We start from the raw sequence: 19,919 nt of genomic DNA, 5'->3' as shown, positions 1-19,919 counted from the left end.
CCCGGGCCCCGCGCTCGTGATATTTCCCGTCACGATGTCTGGCCCCATCGCGTCCGGTTCTCCGCCCCTCTCCGAGCTCGTCCGGGCTCGCCGCGTCCTCATCACCGTAGGCGCCGGCGGGGTAGGGAAGACCACGACCGCGGCCGCCCTGGCGGTCGCCGCCGCGCGCGAGGGCCGCCGGGTGCTCTGCCTCACGATCGATCCGGCGCGGCGCCTCGCGCAGTCGCTCGGCCTCGAGGAGATGGGCGCGGAGGCCATGGAGGTCGACCGCGCGCTCTTCTCGGAGGTGGGGGTCGAGCTGTCCGGCACGCTCACCGCCGCCATGCTCGACACGAAGCGCACGTTCGACGACCTCGTCGTGAAGCACTCGTCCTCGCGAGCGAAGGCCGACCGCCTGCTCAACAACAAGCTCTACAAGTACATCTCCGCGTCCCTCGCCGGCACGCAGGAGTACATGGCGATGGAGAAGCTCGTCGAGGTGAAGGCCGACCCTCGGTACGACCTCATCGTCCTCGACACGCCTCCTACGGCCAACGCGCTCGACTTTCTCGATGCCCCCGAGCGCCTCGTGGGCATGCTCGACAGCGCCGCCATGAAGTGGTTCTCGGAGGCCTTCGAGTCGTCCGGGAAGTTCTCCCTCAACATCCTCGCGAAGGGCGCGTCGGCGGTCCTGAAGGGCATCAGCAAGATCACCGGCGGCGGCCTCCTCGAGGCGATGGCCGAGTTCATCGCTGAAATCAACGAGCTCTTCGGCGGGTTCAAGGAGCGCGCCCGGCACGTCGAGCGCACGCTGCGCTCGCCGGACGTCGCCTTCATCCTCGTCACGTCGCCGTCGCCGCCGAGCATCCGTGAGGTGCTCTATTTCGGCGATCGTCTGGCGGAGGCGGCCATGCCCCGCGGCGCCTTCGTGGTGAACCGCGTGCGTCGCGCCCCTCCGTTCGCGGGCCAGGTCGGCGAGGGGGAGGCGGCCGCGGGCCTAGGCCTCCACGGCCTCGCGCTCGAGCCGGACGCGGCGGCGCGCCTGGCGGAGGCGCACGGCGACGCCACGAAGATGGCCGCGCTCGACGCCCACAACATCCAGGCGCTCGACGGTGACGTCGCGTCCGGCGTGCCCATCGTGAAGGTGGCGGAGCGCGCGACCGACGTCCACGACGTCCGCGTGCTCGCCGATCTCGGCGCCGTGCTGATGGCGGGCGGCGATCTCGTGTAGGCCGGGCCCCGCGTCGGGTAGGATGCGGCGGATCATGACCCCAAAGAACACCCTCTGCCTCTGGTTCGACGACGACGCCGAGGGCGCGGCGAGCTTCTACGCGCGCACCTTCCCCGACAGCGCGGTGGGCGCGGTCCACCGGGCGCCATCGGACTTCCCCGGCGGCAAGGCGGGCGTCGTCCTCACCGTCGAGTTCACTGTGTGCGGAGTGCCGTGCCTCGGGTTGAACGGGGGCCCTCGCTTCAAGCACACCGAGGCGTTCTCCTTTCAGATCGCCACCGACGACCAAGCCGAGACCGATCGCTACTGGAGCGCGATCGTCGAACACGGGGGCGCGGAGAGCGCGTGCGGCTGGTGCAAGGACAAGTGGGGCCTGTCGTGGCAGATCACGCCGCGCGCCCTCACCCGCGGCATGGCCCAGGGCGGCGACGTGGCCAAGCGCGTGTTCGAGGCGATGATGACGATGCGTAAGATCGACGTCGCAGCCATCGAGGCGGCCGCGCGCGGCGACGCTCAGCCCGAAGGCGCCTGAGGGTCACCGCGGCGTGAGCCTCACTCCGAGACGTCGACCGAGGGGGTGTCGGTCTCGGTGGCGGCCTCGCCCTCGCCCCTCTTCCGGCCTCGGCGGCGAGCCTTGTAGTGTACACGTACCGGCACGCCCTCGAAGCCGAACTTCTTTCGGAGCTGGTTTACGACATAGCGTCGATACGAGAAGTGGATCGCCTCCGGCGCGCTCGTCAGAATGACGAACGTCGGGGGCGCGACGTCGGCCTGCGTCACGTAGTAGAGCCGCGGCGCCTTCCCGCCCTGCGTCGGCGGCGGCCGCGTCTCGAGCACCTCGGCGAAGAACCGGTTCAGCTCGCCGGTCCCCACGCGCTTGCGGTAGGCCTCGCTCACCGCGCCGACGGTGGAGAAGAGCTCGCCGACGCCCCGGCCCGTCTTGGCGGAAATGGAGACGATCGGGACGAACGGCGCGAACGAGATCTTCTCGCGCGCCAGCGCCTCGGCGCGCTTTCGGGCGTCGCGATCGATGAGGTCGCACTTGTTCAAGGCAATGATCATGGCGCGGCCGCGGTCGTCGGCGAGCCCGAGGATCTTCGCGTCTTGCTCGGCCACGCCGTCGTTGGCGTCGCAGAGCAGCACGACGACGCTCGAGTTCTCGATGCTGCGGATCGACGAGAGCACGCTCATCGACTCGACCACGTCCTCGGTCTTGTTGACCTTGCCCTTGCGCCGGATGCCGGCGGTGTCGACGAACACGTAGCTCTGGTCGCCCTTCGCGACGACCGCGTCGATCGCGTCGCGGGTCGTGCCGGGCTTGTCGTCCACGAGCATGCGCTCGTCGCCGAGGAGGCGGTTCATCAGGCTCGACTTGCCGGCGTTGGGGCGACCGATGAGCGAGACTCGGGTGAGGGCGCTCGGCTCCAGCGCGGGCATCGGCTCCCCGAACGCGGCGACGAGATCGCCCTCGAGCTCGGCCAAGCCGCGGCCGTGCAGCGCGCTCACCGCGTACACCTTCTCGACGCCGTGCTGGTAGAGCTCGTAGGCGTCGGCCTCCACGCGGGCGGAGTCGGCCTTGTTCGCGGCGTACAGCACGGGCTTGCTCGTTCGGCGCAGGAGCGCGACGGCGGCGCGATCTGCCGCCGTGAGCGGCTCGGTCGCGTCGGTCACGAAGACGATCACGTCGGCTTCGGCGATCGCCGCCTTCACGTGCCGCGCGATGCCAGCGCGCATGGGGTCGTCGTCCTCGGGATCGAAGCCGCCGGTGTCGACGAGCGTGTAGTCGCGCCCGAACGCTGACGTGTCCACGTAGTGCCGGTCGCGGGTCACGCCGGGCTCGTCGTGGACGATCGCGAGCTTCTTTCGCGCGAGGCGGTTGAAGAGCGTGGACTTGCCGACGTTTGGCCGTCCGACGACGGCGACGATCGGGAGCCCCGAGGTGCCGCCAGGGATGCCGCGGTTCGGCCGCGGCTTGAAATGTTTGGTCATCGTTTCCGCTCCTCGCGGCGAGCGCCAGGCACGCTGGTCGCCCCATATCCGAGCTCGTTCAGCCGGGCCTCGTTCTCATACCAACCGGCCGTGGTGCGCACGTGCACCGCCAGGTGGACCTGCCGGCCCACAAGCTCCTCGACGCGCGCGCGCGCGCCGGTGCCGATCTCCTTCATGAGGCGGCCCTTCTCCCCGAGCACGATCGCCTTGTGCGACTCCTTGTCGACGTGCACCACCACCTGGATGCGCGGCACGCGCAGGCCCTCTTCGAAGGACTCGACCTCTACCGCGACGCCGTGTGGCACCTCGTTGCGCGTGAAGCGCAGCACCTGCTCCCGCACGTACTCGGCGACGAAGAAGCGCACCGGCTTGTCGGTGAGCTCGTCCTCGGCAAAGAGGAAGTCGCCCTTGGGCAGCAGCGGAGCGATCTCGGCGAGCACCCGCTTCGCGCCGTCGGCCCGCCGCGCCGAGAGGGGCACGATCGCCGCGAAGTCGCGCACCCGCCCGACGCTCTCGAGGAGAGGGAGGAGCGCCGCCTTGTCCTTCACCCGGTCGACCTTGTTGAGGACAAGAACGGTGCGGGTGCCCGGGGGGATCTTGTCGAAGAGGGCGAGGTCTTCCGGGGCGAGCTCGGCCTTGGGCGAGCTCGGGAGCTCCACCAGCAAGAGCACGACGTCGGCGGAGCGAGCCGCCTCTTCGGCCACGTGGTTCATGCGTGCGCCGAGCTTCGTCCTGGCGGCGTGCACGCCGGGCGTGTCCAGAAACACGAACTGCGTCGCCTCCACGGTGAGGATGCCCGCGATGCGATCGCGCGTGGTCTGAGGCTTCGGGCTCGTGATGGTGAGGCGCTCGCCGAGCAGCGCGTTCATGAGGGTGCTCTTGCCCACGTTGGGCCGCCCAAGCAGCGCCACGGTGCCCGCCCGACGCAGCGCGCGGGGCTCCTGCGGGTCCGCGGTTCTTCGCGCCTCGCGACTCTTCCCGCCCGGTGCGCTACGTGACTCGGCCATGGCGGAGGCCCTCTAGCACACCCCTCGTGGGCACGCTCACTCGCTCGCGCCACCCGCGGCTTCGCGCGCAACTCCACGTGGAAAGCCTCTGAAGAGGGCGGTTGCTTCGGCTGCCGCGTCTCGGTATGACGCTATCGCCGACCCCTCCGCCCGCTCCCGCGCCCCGCGCGCGGGAGGCGCTGCGGCCCCGGCCTTCCTTCACCGACGAGCTTTCATGGCATCCGACGACGAAACGCCCCCCGCCGAACCCGCCGAAGCCCCCGTCGAGGTGGCCGCCGAGCCCGCTCCTGCGGCCGAGACCCCGGTCGGCGTGGCGCCAGAGGCGGCGCCGGAGGACGATGGGCCAGCGCCGGAGCCCGTCGAAGATGCGAAGGGGTGGCTCGCGCCGCTCCTCGTCGTGCTCGCGGCGGCGTTCGTCGTGCTCTTCGTGCTCCCGCCGCTGACGAAGGCGGGCATCTGGGATCCCTACGAGCTGAACGTCGCCGACCTCGCGAGGCGCGTCGCGCTCAAGCTCCACGGGGCGTCCGCGCTCGCGCTCGAAGGCGCCGACAATTCGCTCCCGCACCTAAACGACCTCGGTCGCCCCCAGCTGCCCTTCACGTCCATCGCGCTCGGGTTCTCCTTCTTCGGCCTCCGAGAGTGGGCCGGCCGGGCGCCGCTCGCGGTGTGGGGGCTGCTGGGGGCCGTCGTCACCTACGGCTTCGTCGCGCGGCTCGTCGACCGGCGCGCGGGCGTCTTCTCCGCGGTAGCCCTCCTCACGATGCCGCTCTACTTCGTCCAGGCACGCACGATGCTGGGCGACATCACCACGATGGCGTCGCTCGCCATGGCGTTCGGAGGCCTCGCCGTCGCCGCCTTCGGCAACGACGACGATGGGGCGCCCGCTCACGGCGTGCGGCTCCCGTGGCTCGCGGTCGGCGTGCTGGGCCTGGTCGCGGGGTACTACAGCCGCGGGGCGCTGCTCGGGGTCGTCGTGCCCGCCGGGGCCGTGGGGCTCACGTGGGGCGTCCTCGTGGGCGCCGAACGGCGCCTCGACCCCATGGCGCACGCCGTGGGGGTTGCAAGCGGCCTCATCGCGGCCCTGGCCCTCTATCCCGTCACCTCCGTGCTCTTCGCGGACACGCCCCCGACCGACATGAACCCGTGGATCGGGGCGACGCTTCATCCCCCGGCGAAGTATCCCACGTTTGACTACGTGATTGGGCACCTCGCCCACGCGATGGCGCCGTGGAGCGCCTTCGTGCCGTTCGCCGTAGGTCGACTGTTCATCGCGCCGAAGGGGCGGCCGTCTCCGGCGCTCGCGCGCGAGAGCGCAGCGCGGATGGCGCTCCTCTTGGGGGCGACGGCGGCGCTCGTCGCTCATGGCGTGCTCGCGGCGCGCGCCGACCTCATCGCGTTCTCGGGCCCGGCCCTGCTGGCGGCCATCGCGGGCATCGCGCTGCGCGACTACGAGCGGGGCGCGCACGCCTCGGTGGCGCTCGGCGTGGGCACGATGGTGCTCCTCGGCCTCCTCCACCACGACTACCACAACGTCCCCGACAAGGCCTACCAGGCCTTCGGCATCGCCCAGGCGATCCCGTTCCCCGAGTCGTTCAAGGACAAGTCGCTGGCGCTGTGGACCGTGGTGCTCATCGGGTTCGCGGGCGTCGCGTTCCTCACGTGGGTCGAGCGCGACGCGAAGCGCCGACCGTTCGATCCGAAGACCTACCTCGCGGTGCTCCGCTCGGTCCGCGACGCGTGGGACGGCTTCCTCGTTCTCGCCTACTTCGCCCTCGTCGCTGGCACGTCTCTCTCGGGCCTCGCGGTGTGGTTCGGTACCCGGAACCACGCGCGGTGGCTCACGACCGTGCCGCTGCAGGTGCGTGAGATCGCCGTCGGCGCGTGGTGGAAGGCGGCGCTCGGCCCGCCTGCGCTGCTCTTCGGCCTGCTCTTCTGGTGTGACGTGTGGCTGTGGGCGTTCTCCCGGCAGGGTGGAGGCCGCAGCCTCGGCCGAGGATTCGAACCGTTCGAGGCGCTCGTCGCGAGCCTCCGCGGGGGCCCGGCGCCCGCTGGGAAGAAGCCAGTTCCCGCGCACGTCGCGCTCTTCCGTGTGGCATTCTCCGACAAAGCGACGGAGGAGGAGGCCCTCTCCGCGACCTCGCTCGGCATCCTCGCGCCGCTGCTCTTCCTGCAGCTTCCTGGGGTGGTCTACGTCGCGCTCCACAAGGGTGGCGTGCGCCCGATGGTCGCGAGCGCGCTCGCGGTGCCCGCGGGTGTGCTCGCCTTCCTCGCGTTCGGGGTGATAGGCGATTTGCTCCGCCGGAGCCGCGCCGCCTTCTTGGTCGTGTTCGGCGTCGTCACGGGCCTCGTCCTCTCGGCCGGGTACTACCCCGCGCTCGCGAACCAACTCTCCCCGAAGGACGTCTTCGAGAGCTACCGGCGATTCAAGCAGGGCGACGAGCCGCTCGCGCTCCTCGGCGTGGGCGGGCGCACCGCCGCGTACTACGCAGGTGGGCAGCCGCTGCTCCTCGCAGACGCGCCCGCGGCGCAGGCGTGGCTCACGGGCGCACCCGCGGGCTCACGTCGGTTCATCTCGGCGAAGGCCGATCAGCTGGGGCGCCTGAACCAACTCTACCGCACGACCCGCGGGGCCAACGTGCCCGTGCTCGACGGTCGATCGAGCCAGATCGTGCTCATCGCCTCCGAGCTGCGCGCCGGCGAGACGAGCGAGAGTCCGCTCGACACGATCGTCCTCAGCGCCGCGCCCAAGCCCCAGCGTCGGCTCGACGTGAACCTCGAGGACAAGCTCGAGGTCCTGGGCATCGACCTGGTGGACGAGCGCGGTCGCCTCGTCGACGCGATCGGGCCGGGGCGAAAATACCACATGAAGACCTACTTCAAGGTGCTCGCCCCGATCACCACCGAGTGGGAAGGCTTCATCCACATCGACGGGTACCGCCGGCGGCACAACGGCGATCACAAGATGGCGGAGGGAAAATACCCGCTGTCGATGTGGAACAAGGGTGACATCATCGTCGACGACCACGTGTTCGCCCTTGAGCCCAACTTCACGCAGGGCACCTACACGATCTACTTCGGGCTCTACACCGGAGAGACCCGGCTCAAGGTCAAATCGGGGCCGCACGACGGCGAGAACCGCATCGTGGCCGGCCAGCTCAACGTCCAGTAGCGGCGACTGCTCGTCGGCAGCGGTGGGCGGGCCGCCGCGGGCCGCCGCCGCCCCGCCTCGAGCCAGGGCCAACCTCGACGCGGCGCTTGCGCACGGCCACGGTCGACCCGCGGGCGGAGAGTGGTGCGCGGCTACTTCGCGGGCACCGGCAGCCGGCGGCCGTACACCCCCGCGCCCTGTGCGGCCTGGTCGTCCCACGCGACGGCGAGGAACGGCGTGGCGCCGCCGATGGCCACCGATGGCGCCGCGCGCTTTCGCCCTGACCGCGTGCCCACCGAGAACTCGCTGTCGGTGCCGTCGACCGGGTTGAAGGGAAAGCCCGTCGTGAGCCGGACGTAGCGCCCGCGAATGTCGCCGCGGGGCTCGTCGGCCCAGGCGACGAAGTAGACGCCCGCCCCGGCCGTCGTGGCGGCCACGCGAGGGGCCGCCTGATCGCCGTCGCGCACGAGGTCGTTGATGGGCGCCGCCTGGTCGCCGGCGAGCTTCACGATTTGGGCGGAGAAGCGCTGCAGGACGACGTCGGCGTTCCCGCTCGCCTTGTCGGCCCAGACGACCGCGAAGCGTCCGTCGTCGAGCGAGGCGACGTGTGGGCGCTCTTGGACACCCGCGGCCTTGTCGTTCACGACGCTCTCGCCGCCGGCCGGGATGCCGTCGCCGTTGACCACGCGAAGCTTCACGTCGCCGCCGCTCTCCCACACGATGACGAAGCCTGCGGGGAGGGCCGCTACGCTGACGTGCGAGTTCGACGTGCCGGTCGAGATCTCCTGCTGGTTGCCGAGCACGTTGGGCGGGGTGAACGTGCGCGCGAAGATGCGCCCGTTGCCGGCGCCCCCGCTCTCGTCTTGCCAGGCTATGTAGAGCTTTCCGTTCGCGCCGGCGGCGACGCTCGGCGAGGTCTGGGCACCTGCCTCACCGGCCCCGTTCGCCCCGTTGACGCCAATCGACGCGGCCTGTCCCGGGGTCAGCTCAGCGTCGAACGAGCGCAGAAAGACGTCGGCGGCGCCGTCCGCCGCCACCGCGTGGAACGCCACCCACGTCGTGTCTGCGAGCGCAGCGGCCTCGGCGCCTCCCGCCGCGCGGGTCGCGGGCTCCGGCGGGTTCGAACCGTTGGGCAGGTACACGAACCCTTGCGCGGCCGCCGGCGGGCTGGAGACCGGCCCGAAGGTGGCGTCGAGCGCCCGGACGCCGACGTCGGCCTTGCCGCTCGATTTGTCGGTGAAGAACGCGAAAAATCGCGACTTCGTCGCCAGCAGCGAGGTCTCGCTCTTCTCGTTCGGTCCGCCCGTCTTCGTGTTGGCGAGGATGGATCCGACCGAGAGCGCGGTCTCCTCGGTCTTGCAGGTCGCGGAGCAGGCGGCGCCTGGCGGATCGCACTGCTCTAGCCCCTCGATCACCTTGTTGCCGCACGTCGAGGGTGGGATGGCGCGCACCATCTTGATCTCGAGGGGCACGGCGTCTTGATTCACTTTCGCCACCGCGCAGCCCTGCGCGATGGTGTCGCCCGCGTCGTCGGAGGCCGACGCCACGAACACGCGCTCGAGGTCGGACCGAGTGACGCGGACGTCGCCGCAGAACTTCACGCGGTCGGCGCACCCGGCCCGCGAGAGCTCTCGCGTGGCTATCTTCGGGGTGTCGGGCTTCGCCGTCGAGGCGCCCCTCGCCGGATCGCAGGTCACGGCGTCGGACTTGTCGTACACGACCAGCGTGATGCGGCTTACCGTATCGAGCAGCCCCTTGGGCGATACGAACCGGGCGTCGAGCGTGACGTCGGCGCGCTCGTCGGTCGCGCCGCAAGCCCCGAGCAGAGCCATGGTGAGCGTCGCGCCGACCACGCCGAGGCCCTTTGGCGCGCGCCCGCGTGACCATCTCCGAGCACCTACGGTCCGAACGATCATGCGCGGAGCAACCTAGCCGGGATTCCACCCCGGGCCAACGGTCTCTGCGTCATCGCCCCCACGGGAGCCGGAGGTGGAGTGGGCGCGGCCCAGTGGGGACTCCGACGAGCGCTAGCGCGTCCAACAGCGCCCGCGCGGCGGGGGCCTCCCCCGAGAGCACGACGTGGCGCGCGCCCGCGCGCGCCAGCCCCGCCGCCACGTGATCGGCCCAGTCGGCCAGCTGCTCCGGGTCGTCGGTCGGCACGCTCACGCACACACCGAACGCGCCGTCCTCGAGAGGGACGACGCAGCGCGGGTAGCGCCACGCCGCGATCGCTTCGCGCGAGGCCTCCTCGGCGCGGGTCGCCGCGAACGCCTCGAACGCCGCTGCGCGGAGCGCGCCGGCAGCCGGCCAGCGGGCCACCACCGGGTCGAGCACGGTCGCCGCGAGCGTCGGCGACGCCCCGGCCTGCGCAAGCACCCGGCCGATCGTCGAGGACAGGAGCAGCGTATCGTTGTCGAGCGGGGCTTCGGCGAGGCCAACGAGACGCTCTCGCAGGCTCGCGGTGGCGGACAGCGCCCGCGCGTCGGCCTCGGTGAGGCCAAGCGCGCCGTGCGCCGCGTGCCCGGCTCGCGGGGAGGGGGGAGCGCGCTCGCTCATCGCTCAGAACGACGACGCTCGGTCGACCGCGGGAGGGGCGGCGGGCTTCGGCGCGGCGTTCTTCGAGGGCTCGCGGGCGCCTCCGCTTGGGGGCGCCGCCGCCGCCTTCGCCGGGGCCGCCCTCCGTGAGGCGAGCTCCGTCCCCGAGTCGAGCGCGGCCTGTGCTCGCGCGGCGTACGCCGGGACCCCTAGCAACGAGCGGTAGCGCGCGCGGGCTCCGTCCACGTCGCCCACCGCCTCGTGGCATCGCGCTCCCTCGAAGGTCGCGTCGTGCCCGGCAGGGCCCCCTCGCGCGGCGGCCGCGTCGAATCGCGCGAGCGCGGCCCCGCACCCGCTCGAGTCACGAACGCTGCGGGCGGCCCAGAGCGCGGCCGTCGCGTTGCCGCGCGCCGCCGCCTCGTCGAGGCGCCTCGTCGCCTCCGCGTACCGTTGCGCCCTGTAGGCGGCGAGGCCTGCCGCGTACCCGTCGCCGTCGTCGCGCGACTCGGCAGCCGGGCCCGCGGCCGCGGTCGGCGCTGCCGCCGGCAGAGGCGCCCCGCCGCCCGCCGCCCCCCCGAGCCCCCGCTGCGCCTGGGGTTCCTGGAGATCGCCACGCTCACGCTTGCCCTCGTTGCGATTGGCGAACGCGGCCGGCGGGGGGGCCTCCGGCTCGTCGGAGGCCGACTTCTTCGCGCGCTCGTTCGTCGCGAGCGCGACGGCCCCCGTGGGCGTCGCGCCATGGGCGGCCGCCGCGCCCTTGTCGTCGAACTCGCGCTCTTCTGCCGCGGCCGACTGAGGCGAAGGCGCGCCCTCCTGCGTCACCGTGAGCGCCGCGGACTCGCGCGGCTGTCGCGACCGGAGCAGCACGGCGCTCGATCCGATCATGAGCAGAAAGAGCGCCGCCATGGCGGTCTGCGGCCGCATGGCCCACGTGCCCGCGAGCGACACCGCGCGCGAGAAGCGGCCACGCGCGATGGGCACGACGACCTGCGCGTCACGCGACGAGGCCAGGATGCGCTCCTCGAGCCCCGCGGGGAGCTCAGGCGTCTCGAGCCTGGCGACCGCGCGGGTCGCGCGCAACCCTCCAAGCTTCGCGGCGCAACTCTCGCACCCCGCCGCGTGCCGCTTCATCGCGGCGCTCGTCAGCTCGTCGAGCTCCTCGTAGAGCTCGTCGATGATCAGGGAGTCGAATTTCTCGCAGTCCATGGTGGCTATCGGAGGGGCGGGCGCAGACGGTGGGTATTCTTAGTTGAATGTGTGCACTCGGTCAGCGGAGCGCACGTGCGTACTCTTCGTGGTCCTTCAGCGCCGCCTGGAGTCGCTCGAGGGCGTAGCGCATGCGGCTCTTCACCGTGTTCTCGGGCACACCCGTGATCGCCGCGATTTCCTTGAAGGGCAGGTGGGCGACCTCGCGCATCAAGAAGACCTCCTTCTGATCTGGCGGGAGCAGCTCCACGGCCGCCGCGACCTGCTGCTGCAGCTCTGCACCGACGGCGTCCCGTTCGACGTCCGCCCCCCGATCCGGGACCACTTCCCCGAGCGTCCGGTCCCCGTCGTCGCCCCGCGCCTCGTCCAGCGAAGGGTGCCGGCGATGGGCGCGCTTGCGGAGCTGATCGATGCAGAGGTTTCGCGTGATCGTGTAGACCCACGTCGTGAAGCGCGCCTCGTTCTTGAACTCCGCGGCGCTCTGCACCACGCGCACGAACGCTTCCTGGACGACGTCCTCCGCGGCCGGGGCGCTCCGCAGCTGTCGAAACGCGAAGTGAAACAGAGGCCCCTGGTGACGTCGAACGAGGGCTGTGAACGCGGCGCGGTCCCCCGCTTGAAATCGCGCCACGAGCAGCTCGTCGCTGTCGGTCGTCATGCGGTCCGTCCCAAGGCTCGCCCGCGCCGCGGGGAGCCCGCGCCGCGAGGAGCCGCTGGAGTGGACCCGCGCTCGCGGACACCCGTCGGTTCATTTTCTTGGGGAAGGAGACGCATGAGAGTCGCCAAAGTTCTACGAGGGGCGGCGTTGCCCCCCGACCGACCCGCACACTAACAAACCGGCGGCCCTTGGCGGTGCCAATGCGTGCGCCACGAGGCCTCCGTGCAAGTGCGAAGTGGTTTACGCACTGTCCGGTGGGGCGAGATTCTCCACGGGTCGCTCGGCAACGTGCGTTCCAAGGTTGCAACGAGGCTTGCGCCACGTCTACACTGCCCTGCGTTAGCGAGGGCGTGGGGGAGGCGAACGGATCGTCCACGCGCAGCGTGGCCGGGCCGGAAGGCGCGAGCCTCGCCACAGGCTTCGACTTTGTAGATGGGTTCTGAGAATCGTTCCGCCCGGGTGCGGACAAGGGGAGTACGCGATGCGACGTCAAGCGATTGGGCTGGCTTTCTTCCTATGCGTCGGTGTTTCGGCGACGGCCTTCGCTCAGCCAACGCCGGCCGCTGCACCGTCCGCAGCCGCGTCGGCCGCGCCCGCGGCGACGACCGCTGCTCCTGCGACTGGCGCGCCCGCCGTGCCGATCCCGGCGCAGGCCGACGGAGCGACCTACTCGGTTCGCCTCCGCGACCTCGAGGCGCGCGTCGATGAGCTCAAGGATCAGATTCGCCGGAGCCACACGCGCCTCTCGCTCCTGTCGGACACGATCCTTACGGGCGGCGCCGCGGGCTCGCGCGCGGAAATCATCTACCGCAACGAGATGTCGACCGCCTTCCGCCTCGTGAAGGCCGCCTTCATCATCGACGGGGCGGTGCAGTACAACCGCCAAGACGACACGGGCGTCCTCGCGGAGCAGAAGGAGATCCCCCTCTTCAGCGGCTCCATGCCCCCGGGCGACCACATGGTGCAGGCCGTGTTGCAGTTCCAGGGCAACGGCTACGGCGTGTTCACCTACCTCCGCGGCTACAAGTTCGACGTCCGCAACGCGCACTCCTTCACGGTCGTCGAGGGCAAGGCCATCGTCGTGACCGGTACGTCGCTCGAGAAGGGCGGCGTCACGACGCCCCTCGAGCAGCGCCCCCAGTTCGAGTGGAACGAGAAGGTCCAGCCGCTCAGCGCGCCGAGCCGCGCGGCCGCGTCCGCCGGTGGCGGTGGTCCCACGGTCACGACGGCCCCGGCGGCTAGCGGGGTGGGCGGCTCGATTTCCATCGGCGGAGGAAAGTAGTGAGCCCACGGAATCGTCACCTCCGGCTCCGGGTGGGGGCCGTGGTGCTCCCTCTGGCGCTCGGCTGGGTCACGGGCGCGCATGCCTCTGGGCTCGAGGAGGCGCGGACCGAGGTCACGAACGTCGATCGCGAGATCGGCAGCGTTCAGTCCGCGGTCGAGCGAGCGAAGACCCAACGCCTATCGCCCGAGCAGCGGCTCGCCAACGGCGAGCTGCTCTTTCGCGGCAAGGACTACGCGCGCGCGACGGTCGTGTTCGGTGAGCTCATCGAAGAGTTCCCCGACACGCCGAGCTTCACGGACGCGCTCTGGCTTCGCGGCGAGACGTTCTACGCAGCGCGAGAGTACCTCTCGGCGCGTCGCGACTACCGGCTGATGGTCCAGCGCGCGAGCGAGCCGCGGTTCCAGCAGTACTTCGGGCGGGCCTGGCGCGCCTCGTCGACGTCTCTCTCCGTACGGGCGACCTGGCGGGTCTCGACGAGGTGTTCTCCAAGCTGAACATGGTGCCTCCGGCGCAAGTCGACGCGGCGCTGCACTACGCCAAGGGGAAGGCCTACTACGCCAAGAAGGACTACGCGAACGCGGCGCAGTCGCTCCAGTCGGTGGGCAACGGCAACACCTACACCCACCAGGCGCGCTACTTCCTCGCGCTCGTCGCGATGCGCACGGCCACCACGCCCGCTGCGGGCGCTGACGGTCGCGTTCCGCCGAAGAGCTACAAGGCGGCGATCGACGCGTTCCGCCAGGTGATCGAGCTCCCTTCCGACACCGACGACCATCGGCATATCGTCGATCTCGCGTGGATGGCCATCGGCCGGCTCTTCTACGAGATGGAGAGCTACCAGCAGGCCACCGAGGCGTACTCGAAGGTCACGCGAGGCTCCGCCGAGTTCGACACGATGCTGTACGAGCTCGCTTGGGTCTACGTGCGGCTGGGCGACGTCCAGCGCGCCGAACGCGCGCTGGAGCTCCTCCAGGTGTCGGATCCCGGGTCCACGCTCGTGGGCGACGGGACGTTGCTCCGCGCCGATTTGCTCCTCCGCTCTGGCTCGTTCGACAAGTCGCTGGAGCTCTACCAGGGCGTCCGCGATCGCTACGAGCCGATGCGCGCAAAGGTCGACGCGTTCCTCGACAGCACGCGCGACCCGCGGAAGTTCTACCACCGCCTGGCCGACCAGCAGCTCGAGGTCCTCGATCAGGCGGACGAGCTGCCGCCCCTCGCGCTGCGCTGGGCGCGCGAAGCCGAGGACGGCGCCTCGGCCTTCCGTGTCATCGACGACGTCACTCAGTGCAAGACGCTGATCCGCCAGTCGTATGTCCTGATCGACAAGCTCACGGCGATTCTTGGGGCCGCGAACCGCGTCCGCGCGTTCCCCGAAATCGCCGCCGGCGAGGAGCAGGCCCTCGCGCTGCTCAACCGCATGGCGCAGGCGAGGCTTCGCGCTCGCGAAGGAGCTCGACGGCGAGGAGCCTTCCACGCTGACGGGGGAGATCGCCGAGGTCCGCGCGCAGCGCCGAGCCCTCATGCCGCTCGTCGCCTCGCTCCCGGCGAGCGCCGGAGGATTCGCGGAACGCGACTACGATGGCCAGCGCCAGTGGAACCGGGTCTCGCAGGAGCTCACCCGGCGTGGTGTCGAGGCCGAGTACCTGCAGGCCACCGTGAACGGTCTCCGCCGCGTCCTCAGGGAAGACGCGCAGCGAGGCGTGACGCGCGATCCCCAGACCGCGAAGCGCTTCGCGAGCGAGCTCGAGGCCAACGAGCGCGATCTCAAGCGTCGGCGCGAGGAAATCGTCGCGCTCCGCAGGCAGATCGAGATGGGGAGACTGCAGGTGGGGCTCGGCGACGCGCGCTACCAGGCCGACGCGCAAGCTCGCGAGCAGTTCCGCAACCTCCTGGATCGCGAGGTCGCCTTGGCGTCGCGCGGACAGGCGGGCCCCGCGGCGGCCACGCTCGCGACCAGCATCACACCGGTCCTCGCGCAGGCCCGCGGCGGTGAAGATCGCATCATGGCCGCGTTCGCCCAGCTGGAGGCGCAGGTCGCCTCTCGCGTCGGTGCGCTCAAGGACAAGATCGAGACCGAGCGTGGGAAGATCAACGGCTACAACACGCAGCTCGGCGCCTTCGACAACGAAGCGCAGGACCTCGTGGGCCTCGTCGCGAAGCGCAACTTCGAGGTGGTCAGCGACAAGCTCAGGAGCATCGTGCTCCGCGCCGATGTCGGCATTACGGAGCAGGCGTGGGAGGTTCGAGAGGAAGAGCTCGGCCGCGTCCACGCCCTCCAGAAGGAGCGCGCCAAGCAGGAGACCCTCCTCGACGAGGAGCTCCGCGAGGTCCTCGACGACTCCAGCGACAGCGCGGGCAAGCCGCTGAAGTGACCCCGCCTCCACCGGCCGCGGCGCGCTCGGCTCGCGCCCCGGCCGATGACCCGATGAGCGCGCCGCTTCCGCAGGGCGATCCGGGTCTGTTCGAGCCAAACTCCGCTCTCCTCTGCGTGTGGGGATTCGACGATGAAGAATTTTAGACGATCGACTCTTGGCCTCCTGACCCTGAGCACTCTGGCGCTGTACGTTGGCTCGGGGGCCGCGCAGCCGGCGGGCGCGACGACGGGTGACGCCGGGGCCGCGGTGGGCACCGACGCCGACGCCGGGACGACCGCTGCGTCCGACGCGGGGGCTGCCGCTGCTGACGCGGCACCCGAGCCCGCCTCACCCGCGGTCGGCGCGCCCGATCAGATCAAGGGCATGCAGACGGCCCCCACGGGGTCGCCGAGGCTCCGCAAGGCCGCACCCCCTCCGCCTCCGCCGACGCCCGGCCAGGTGGCGGCGCTCGACCAAATGCGCGGACAGATGGGCACCTACGAACGCGGCGCGAAGGACTATCGCGACGCGGTCACCTCGATCATTCGCCTCCACTACGAGACCAAGAAGAAGGAGATTCTTGCGGGGCTCGACGGAGAGCTCCTCGTCGAGAAGGCCGAGCTCCGCAAGGCGCGCGACACGGCCATCAAGCGGCTTCAGGAGTTCGTCGAGCGCTACCAGGGTCCTCGCGCGCAGCCCGAGGCGACCCCGGACGCGATGTATCGCCTCGCGGCGCTGTACGAAGAGCGCGCCCGCTCGGAGGACGCGACCGATCCTCTCGAGGTGGGCCTGAAGGACGCGATCGCCCTCTACAAGCGCATCATCGTCGACTTCCCGCGGTACCGCGAGCTCGCCGGCGTCTACTACTTCCTCGGGCACGCGTACGTCGACTCGGGCCGGAACGACGAAGGCCAACAGGTGTGGCGCTCCCTCGTGTGCCACAACAAGTACGCGTACCCCACGCCCCCCGATCCCAAGCGGCCCGAGCGCGACAGCATCCTCCCGATGCCGCAAGACCACGACGAGACCTACTGGGCCGCGTGGCGAAACCTGAACCGCGATCCGCGGAACCTGAAGAAGAACGGTGCCGACTCGAGCTACGTGGAGGTGTTCCCGAGCTCCTGCGAGTACCTCACGCAGCCGAACGTGCTCCCCGGCGACGACCCCAAGTACGTCGCCGAAATCTGGTGGCAGATTGGCAACTGGGAGTTCGACCAGCTCGACCTGGGCGCCGGCTACGTCCGCGATGAGCCCGCCAGCGTCTACGGCTTCAACCGCGCGGCCAGCGCGTACACCCGCGCGCTCAAATACCAGAAGCCGCCGATCTACGGCGTCTCGCTCTACAAGTACTCGTGGACGCTCTTCAAGCAGCAACGCTACGAGCACGCGACGAAGGAGTTCGTCAAGCTCCTCAACTACACCGACGAGCAGCAGAAGCTCACGGGCGACACGGGCGCGGACTTCCGCAACGAGGCCTACACGTACATCGCGGGCTCGCTCACGAACATCGACTTCGCGGGCCCCGGCGCGAACGAGCCGTACATCCAGCGGCCGGACATCGTCGACACCGAGCCTCGTCCCGAGGTCGCGGAGCGAAAGCTCCACGTCGCGGTCGATCGCGTCCGCGACTCGAGCCTCATCCCTCAGGACAAGCCCTGGACCATCGAGATCTACCGGGCGCTCGCCTCCGAGTTCCGGAGCTTGAACCAGTTCAACAACGCCATCGAAGTGTACACGGCGATGTTGACCAAGTGGCCGATGGATCCCACCGCGCCCGACGTGCAGAACGGGCTCGCGGAGACCTACGACCAGCTCGCGCTGAGCAAGAAGCAGGGCACCGCGGAGCACGAGGCCGCGTCTCAGAAGGCGCTCGAGGCCCGCACGGCGCTCGCGAACTACGTCGGCAACAAGCCGTGGGTCGACGCCAACAAGGACAACCCGGCCGCCATCCAGAACGCCGAACGCCTCGTGCGTGGCGGGCTCCGACAGGCCGCCGCGGCGCACACCAACAACGGCAAGGCGGCCCTCCTCGCAGCCGGCGAGACCGGCGACGCCGCGCGACAGCTCGACCTCCTCACCCGCGCGTACGGCGAGTACAAGCTCGCGGGCATCGGCTGGGACGGCTACCTGAAGCAGGACGAGAACGCCCCCGACGCCTACGAGACGCGCTACTGGCTCGCCGACGCGCGGCACCAGCAGGTGCGCATCCAGGTGGTGCTCCACAAGCTCCAGAAGGAGAAATACGGGGAGCCTACACGCAAGGAGATCGACGACGCGCTCTCCTCGGCGATCGAGGTCCGAGACTCGAACGAGGACGACAAGTACCTCGACAACGCGGCGTTCTTCGTCGTCGACGTGAGCGACGTGGACCGCGACATCGCGTTCCAGCAGTTCGAGGACACGAAGGGCTCCGGAGGCGTCGAGAAGCGGGTCGAGGTGAAGTTCGACGGGCCCGACGTCGCCACGCGAAAGGTGGTCGCCGACCCCGTACCGCCGGTGGTCCAGCAGAGCATCCAGGCGCGCGACGACTTTGTCGCGCGGGTGCCCGCGAACCGCGACCTCCAGAAGCACGCCGTCGACTACCAGTTCTACGCGGGTGACACCTACTTCGTGTACGGACAGTTCGAGCTCGCGCGAGCGCGCTTCGAGCCCATGTACCAGGAGCACTGCGGCAAGGACGAGTTCGGCTACCGCGCCTGGGAGAAGCTCATCACGATGAGCAACCTCATGCGCGACGCCAAGCGCTCCACCGAGCTCGCCGAGGCCATGCGCGCCAAGTCCTGCGCGATCACCTCCGAGCAGACGGCGAAGGAAGGACTCATCGTCAACCCGACCCTGCAGGAGGCCGCCTTCGTGCGCGCCCGTGCAAAGTTCGAGGAGGCGCGGCGCGCTCCCCCGGGCGCAGCTCGCGACGCGCTCTGGCGCGAGGCGGCCGGCATGTACGACGCGGCGCTTCAGGCCGCGCCGGCCCGCGACGAGGCGCCCGAGGCCGCGATGAACGCCGCCTACGCCTACAAGCAGGTGGGCGAGTTCAGCCGCGCGATCGAGCTCTACAACAAGTTCATCAGCGAGTACGGCAGCGACGAGCGTCTCGACAAGCTCCAGAAGGGCGACCTCAAGACGAAGGCCGCGCCGGATCCCAAGAAGTACGCGGAGCGGCTCAAGTTCCTCGACGACGCGTACGACGCGCTCGGCACGACGTACTACAGCTTCTTCAACTACCAGCGCGCCGCCGAGACCTACGAGAAGGTCGCGACGAACGAGCGCTTCGCCGCCGACAAGCGGAAGATCGCCGCGAAGAACGCGATGATCCTCTACGCCGCCATGGGGCAGCGCGACAAGATGGGCGCCACGCACAAGGCGTTCATGAAGCTCACGCCTTCGCCCGACGAGAAGGCGAACGCCGACTACTTGATGGCCGACTTCGACCACAAGCAGTGGAACTCGCAGGGCGGTGACACGGGGCAGAACCGCACCTTCCGGCTCTCCGCCGAGGCCGCGCTCATCTCCTTCCACAACGCCTACCGCACCAGCGCGGTCGCCACGAAGTACGTCGTCGAGGCCGCGTTCAGCGTCGCCAAAATGAAGAAGACCGCGGGCGACAAGGAGTACCACCTCTGGTTCAAGCGCACGGTCGACGCCTGGGAGAACCAGAAGTCGCGCGGCGGCGCCGGGAAGGATGGCAAGCCCGAGGCGATGTCTCCTCCCTTCATCGACTACGTCGCGGAGGCCGAGTTCACGCTCATCGACGAGCAGGTCCGCGAGAAGTACGAGATCGACGCGAAGCACAAGTACCAGGGCGCCATCACCGACGTCATCGGTGACGGGAAGGGGCGGAAGGGCAAGTACCAGCTCAACGCCGCCGACGCCGACAAGTGGGACGTCGCCCTCGATCGTCTCGTGCAGAAGTACCCCTCTGCCGACTGGCTCCCGGCGATGATTGCCCGCCAAGGGTCGCTGTACGACACGCTCCGTACCGGCCTCTACAACCTGGTCCCGCCCGCGCTGAAGTACTTCACCAAGGCGCAGGAGGACAACCTCAAGAAGCTCGAGAACAGCGGTCGCCCGGAGCTCGAAGAGAAGGCCGGCGAGATCCGTGACCGAGTGAAGGAAGAGTGGCGCACCAAGAAGGAGAAGGAGCTCACGGGCTCCGACGAGGTCATGGTGCGGCGCTACGCGACCGCGGTCGCGCTCGCTCGCAAGTTCAACGTGCGCAATCCGGCCATCCAGCGCGCTGTCGCCCGACTCGCGTACTTCACCGAGGTCATCGGCGAGGCGAAGATGCGGACCTACGTCGAGGGGACGACCGATCCCTCCGACAAGTCGAAGAAGCTCACGTACACCGACGGCCAATTCGTTCAGACACGCTCGGGTCAAACCGCCGTGCCGCCGCCTTCCGGCGCCCCGTCGCCCCTGCCGGCGTCCCCGTGATCCCGATGAACTCCGAGGAAGTCATGCCACTCTCGTCAATTCCCCACGCTCGCTCGCGTCGTCCGTCGCTCGGGAGGTCGCTCGCGACCGCGGCCG

14 protein-coding genes are annotated in these 19,919 nt (G+C 70.1%); 8 read left to right on the top strand and 6 right to left on the bottom strand.

The window, feature by feature from the left end:
* Positions 1-34 precede the first annotated feature (34 nt).
* Both IPQ09_27200 and IPQ09_27195 read left to right on the top strand, forming a co-directional pair.
* Positions 35-1,210, top strand: coding sequence for an ArsA family ATPase (locus IPQ09_27200; GenBank protein MBL0197836.1), 1,176 nt, complete (start codon positions 35-37; stop codon positions 1,208-1,210).
* Positions 1,211-1,244: 34 nt separating this feature from the next.
* Positions 1,245-1,742 carry a VOC family protein gene (locus IPQ09_27195; protein MBL0197835.1) on the top strand — a complete coding sequence of 166 codons (498 nt, stop codon included), beginning with the start codon at positions 1,245-1,247 and terminating at the stop codon, positions 1,740-1,742.
* 20 nt (positions 1,743-1,762) lie between these two features.
* On the opposite strand, the gene der is transcribed toward IPQ09_27195, so the two are convergent.
* Together der and era are read right to left on the bottom strand one after the other, a co-directional pair.
* Positions 1,763-3,199, bottom strand: coding sequence for a ribosome biogenesis GTPase Der (der, locus tag IPQ09_27190; GenBank protein ID MBL0197834.1), 1,437 nt, complete (start codon positions 3,197-3,199; stop codon positions 1,763-1,765).
* Positions 3,196-4,206 (bottom strand): GTPase Era, encoded by a 1,011-nt coding sequence (gene era, locus IPQ09_27185; protein ID MBL0197833.1) that lies wholly within the window; start codon positions 4,204-4,206, stop codon positions 3,196-3,198. The genes der and era overlap by 4 nt, the downstream gene beginning before the upstream one ends.
* A gap of 214 nt (positions 4,207-4,420) precedes the next feature.
* On the opposite strand from era, the gene IPQ09_27180 reads away from it, so the two are divergent.
* Entirely contained in the window at positions 4,421-7,375 is a 2,955-nt protein-coding gene (locus IPQ09_27180) for a glycosyltransferase family 39 protein (GenBank protein MBL0197832.1), read from the top strand.
* A gap of 131 nt (positions 7,376-7,506) precedes the next feature.
* Here IPQ09_27180 and IPQ09_27175 read toward each other — a convergent pair whose 3' ends face one another.
* From IPQ09_27175 to IPQ09_27160, 4 genes are all read right to left on the bottom strand, one after another.
* Positions 7,507-9,270 (bottom strand): hypothetical protein, encoded by a 1,764-nt coding sequence (locus IPQ09_27175; GenBank protein ID MBL0197831.1) that lies wholly within the window; start codon positions 9,268-9,270, stop codon positions 7,507-7,509.
* Positions 9,271-9,319: 49 nt separating this feature from the next.
* The gene (locus tag IPQ09_27170; GenBank protein MBL0197830.1) at positions 9,320-9,910 is read right to left on the bottom strand and encodes a hypothetical protein; all 591 of its coding nucleotides are present in this window, start codon (positions 9,908-9,910) and stop codon (positions 9,320-9,322) included.
* Between the two features lie 3 nt (positions 9,911-9,913).
* Entirely contained in the window at positions 9,914-11,095 is a 1,182-nt protein-coding gene (locus IPQ09_27165) for a hypothetical protein (GenBank protein MBL0197829.1), read from the bottom strand.
* A gap of 61 nt (positions 11,096-11,156) precedes the next feature.
* Positions 11,157-11,753, bottom strand: coding sequence for an RNA polymerase sigma factor (locus IPQ09_27160; GenBank protein MBL0197828.1), 597 nt, complete (start codon positions 11,751-11,753; stop codon positions 11,157-11,159).
* A 634-nt stretch (positions 11,754-12,387) separates the two neighbouring features.
* Between IPQ09_27160 and IPQ09_27155 the strand changes: the two genes are divergently transcribed.
* From IPQ09_27155 to IPQ09_27135, 5 genes are all read left to right on the top strand, one after another.
* The gene (locus tag IPQ09_27155) at positions 12,388-13,035 is read left to right on the top strand and encodes a hypothetical protein (protein ID MBL0197827.1); all 648 of its coding nucleotides are present in this window, start codon (positions 12,388-12,390) and stop codon (positions 13,033-13,035) included.
* On the top strand, positions 13,035-13,532 hold the full coding sequence (locus IPQ09_27150; GenBank protein MBL0197826.1) for a hypothetical protein: 498 nt from the start codon (positions 13,035-13,037) through the stop codon (positions 13,530-13,532). The genes IPQ09_27155 and IPQ09_27150 overlap by 1 nt, the downstream gene beginning before the upstream one ends.
* Positions 13,517-15,031 carry a tetratricopeptide repeat protein gene (locus tag IPQ09_27145; protein MBL0197825.1) on the top strand — a complete coding sequence of 505 codons (1,515 nt, stop codon included), beginning with the start codon at positions 13,517-13,519 and terminating at the stop codon, positions 15,029-15,031. The genes IPQ09_27150 and IPQ09_27145 overlap by 16 nt, the downstream gene beginning before the upstream one ends.
* A gap of 10 nt (positions 15,032-15,041) precedes the next feature.
* Positions 15,042-15,410, top strand: a complete 369-nt coding sequence (locus tag IPQ09_27140) for a hypothetical protein (protein ID MBL0197824.1) — start codon at positions 15,042-15,044, stop codon at positions 15,408-15,410.
* A 132-nt stretch (positions 15,411-15,542) separates the two neighbouring features.
* Positions 15,543-19,823, top strand: coding sequence for a hypothetical protein (locus tag IPQ09_27135; GenBank protein MBL0197823.1), 4,281 nt, complete (start codon positions 15,543-15,545; stop codon positions 19,821-19,823).
* Positions 19,824-19,919 lie beyond the last annotated feature (96 nt).

The sequence above is a fragment of the Myxococcales bacterium genome (assembly GCA_016720545.1).
In the GTDB taxonomy this organism is placed as follows: Bacteria; Myxococcota_A; Polyangia; order Polyangiales; family Polyangiaceae; genus JAAFHV01.
The sequence above is the reverse complement of the archived record's forward strand: the minus strand, read 5'-3'. Positions and strand labels throughout refer to the sequence as shown.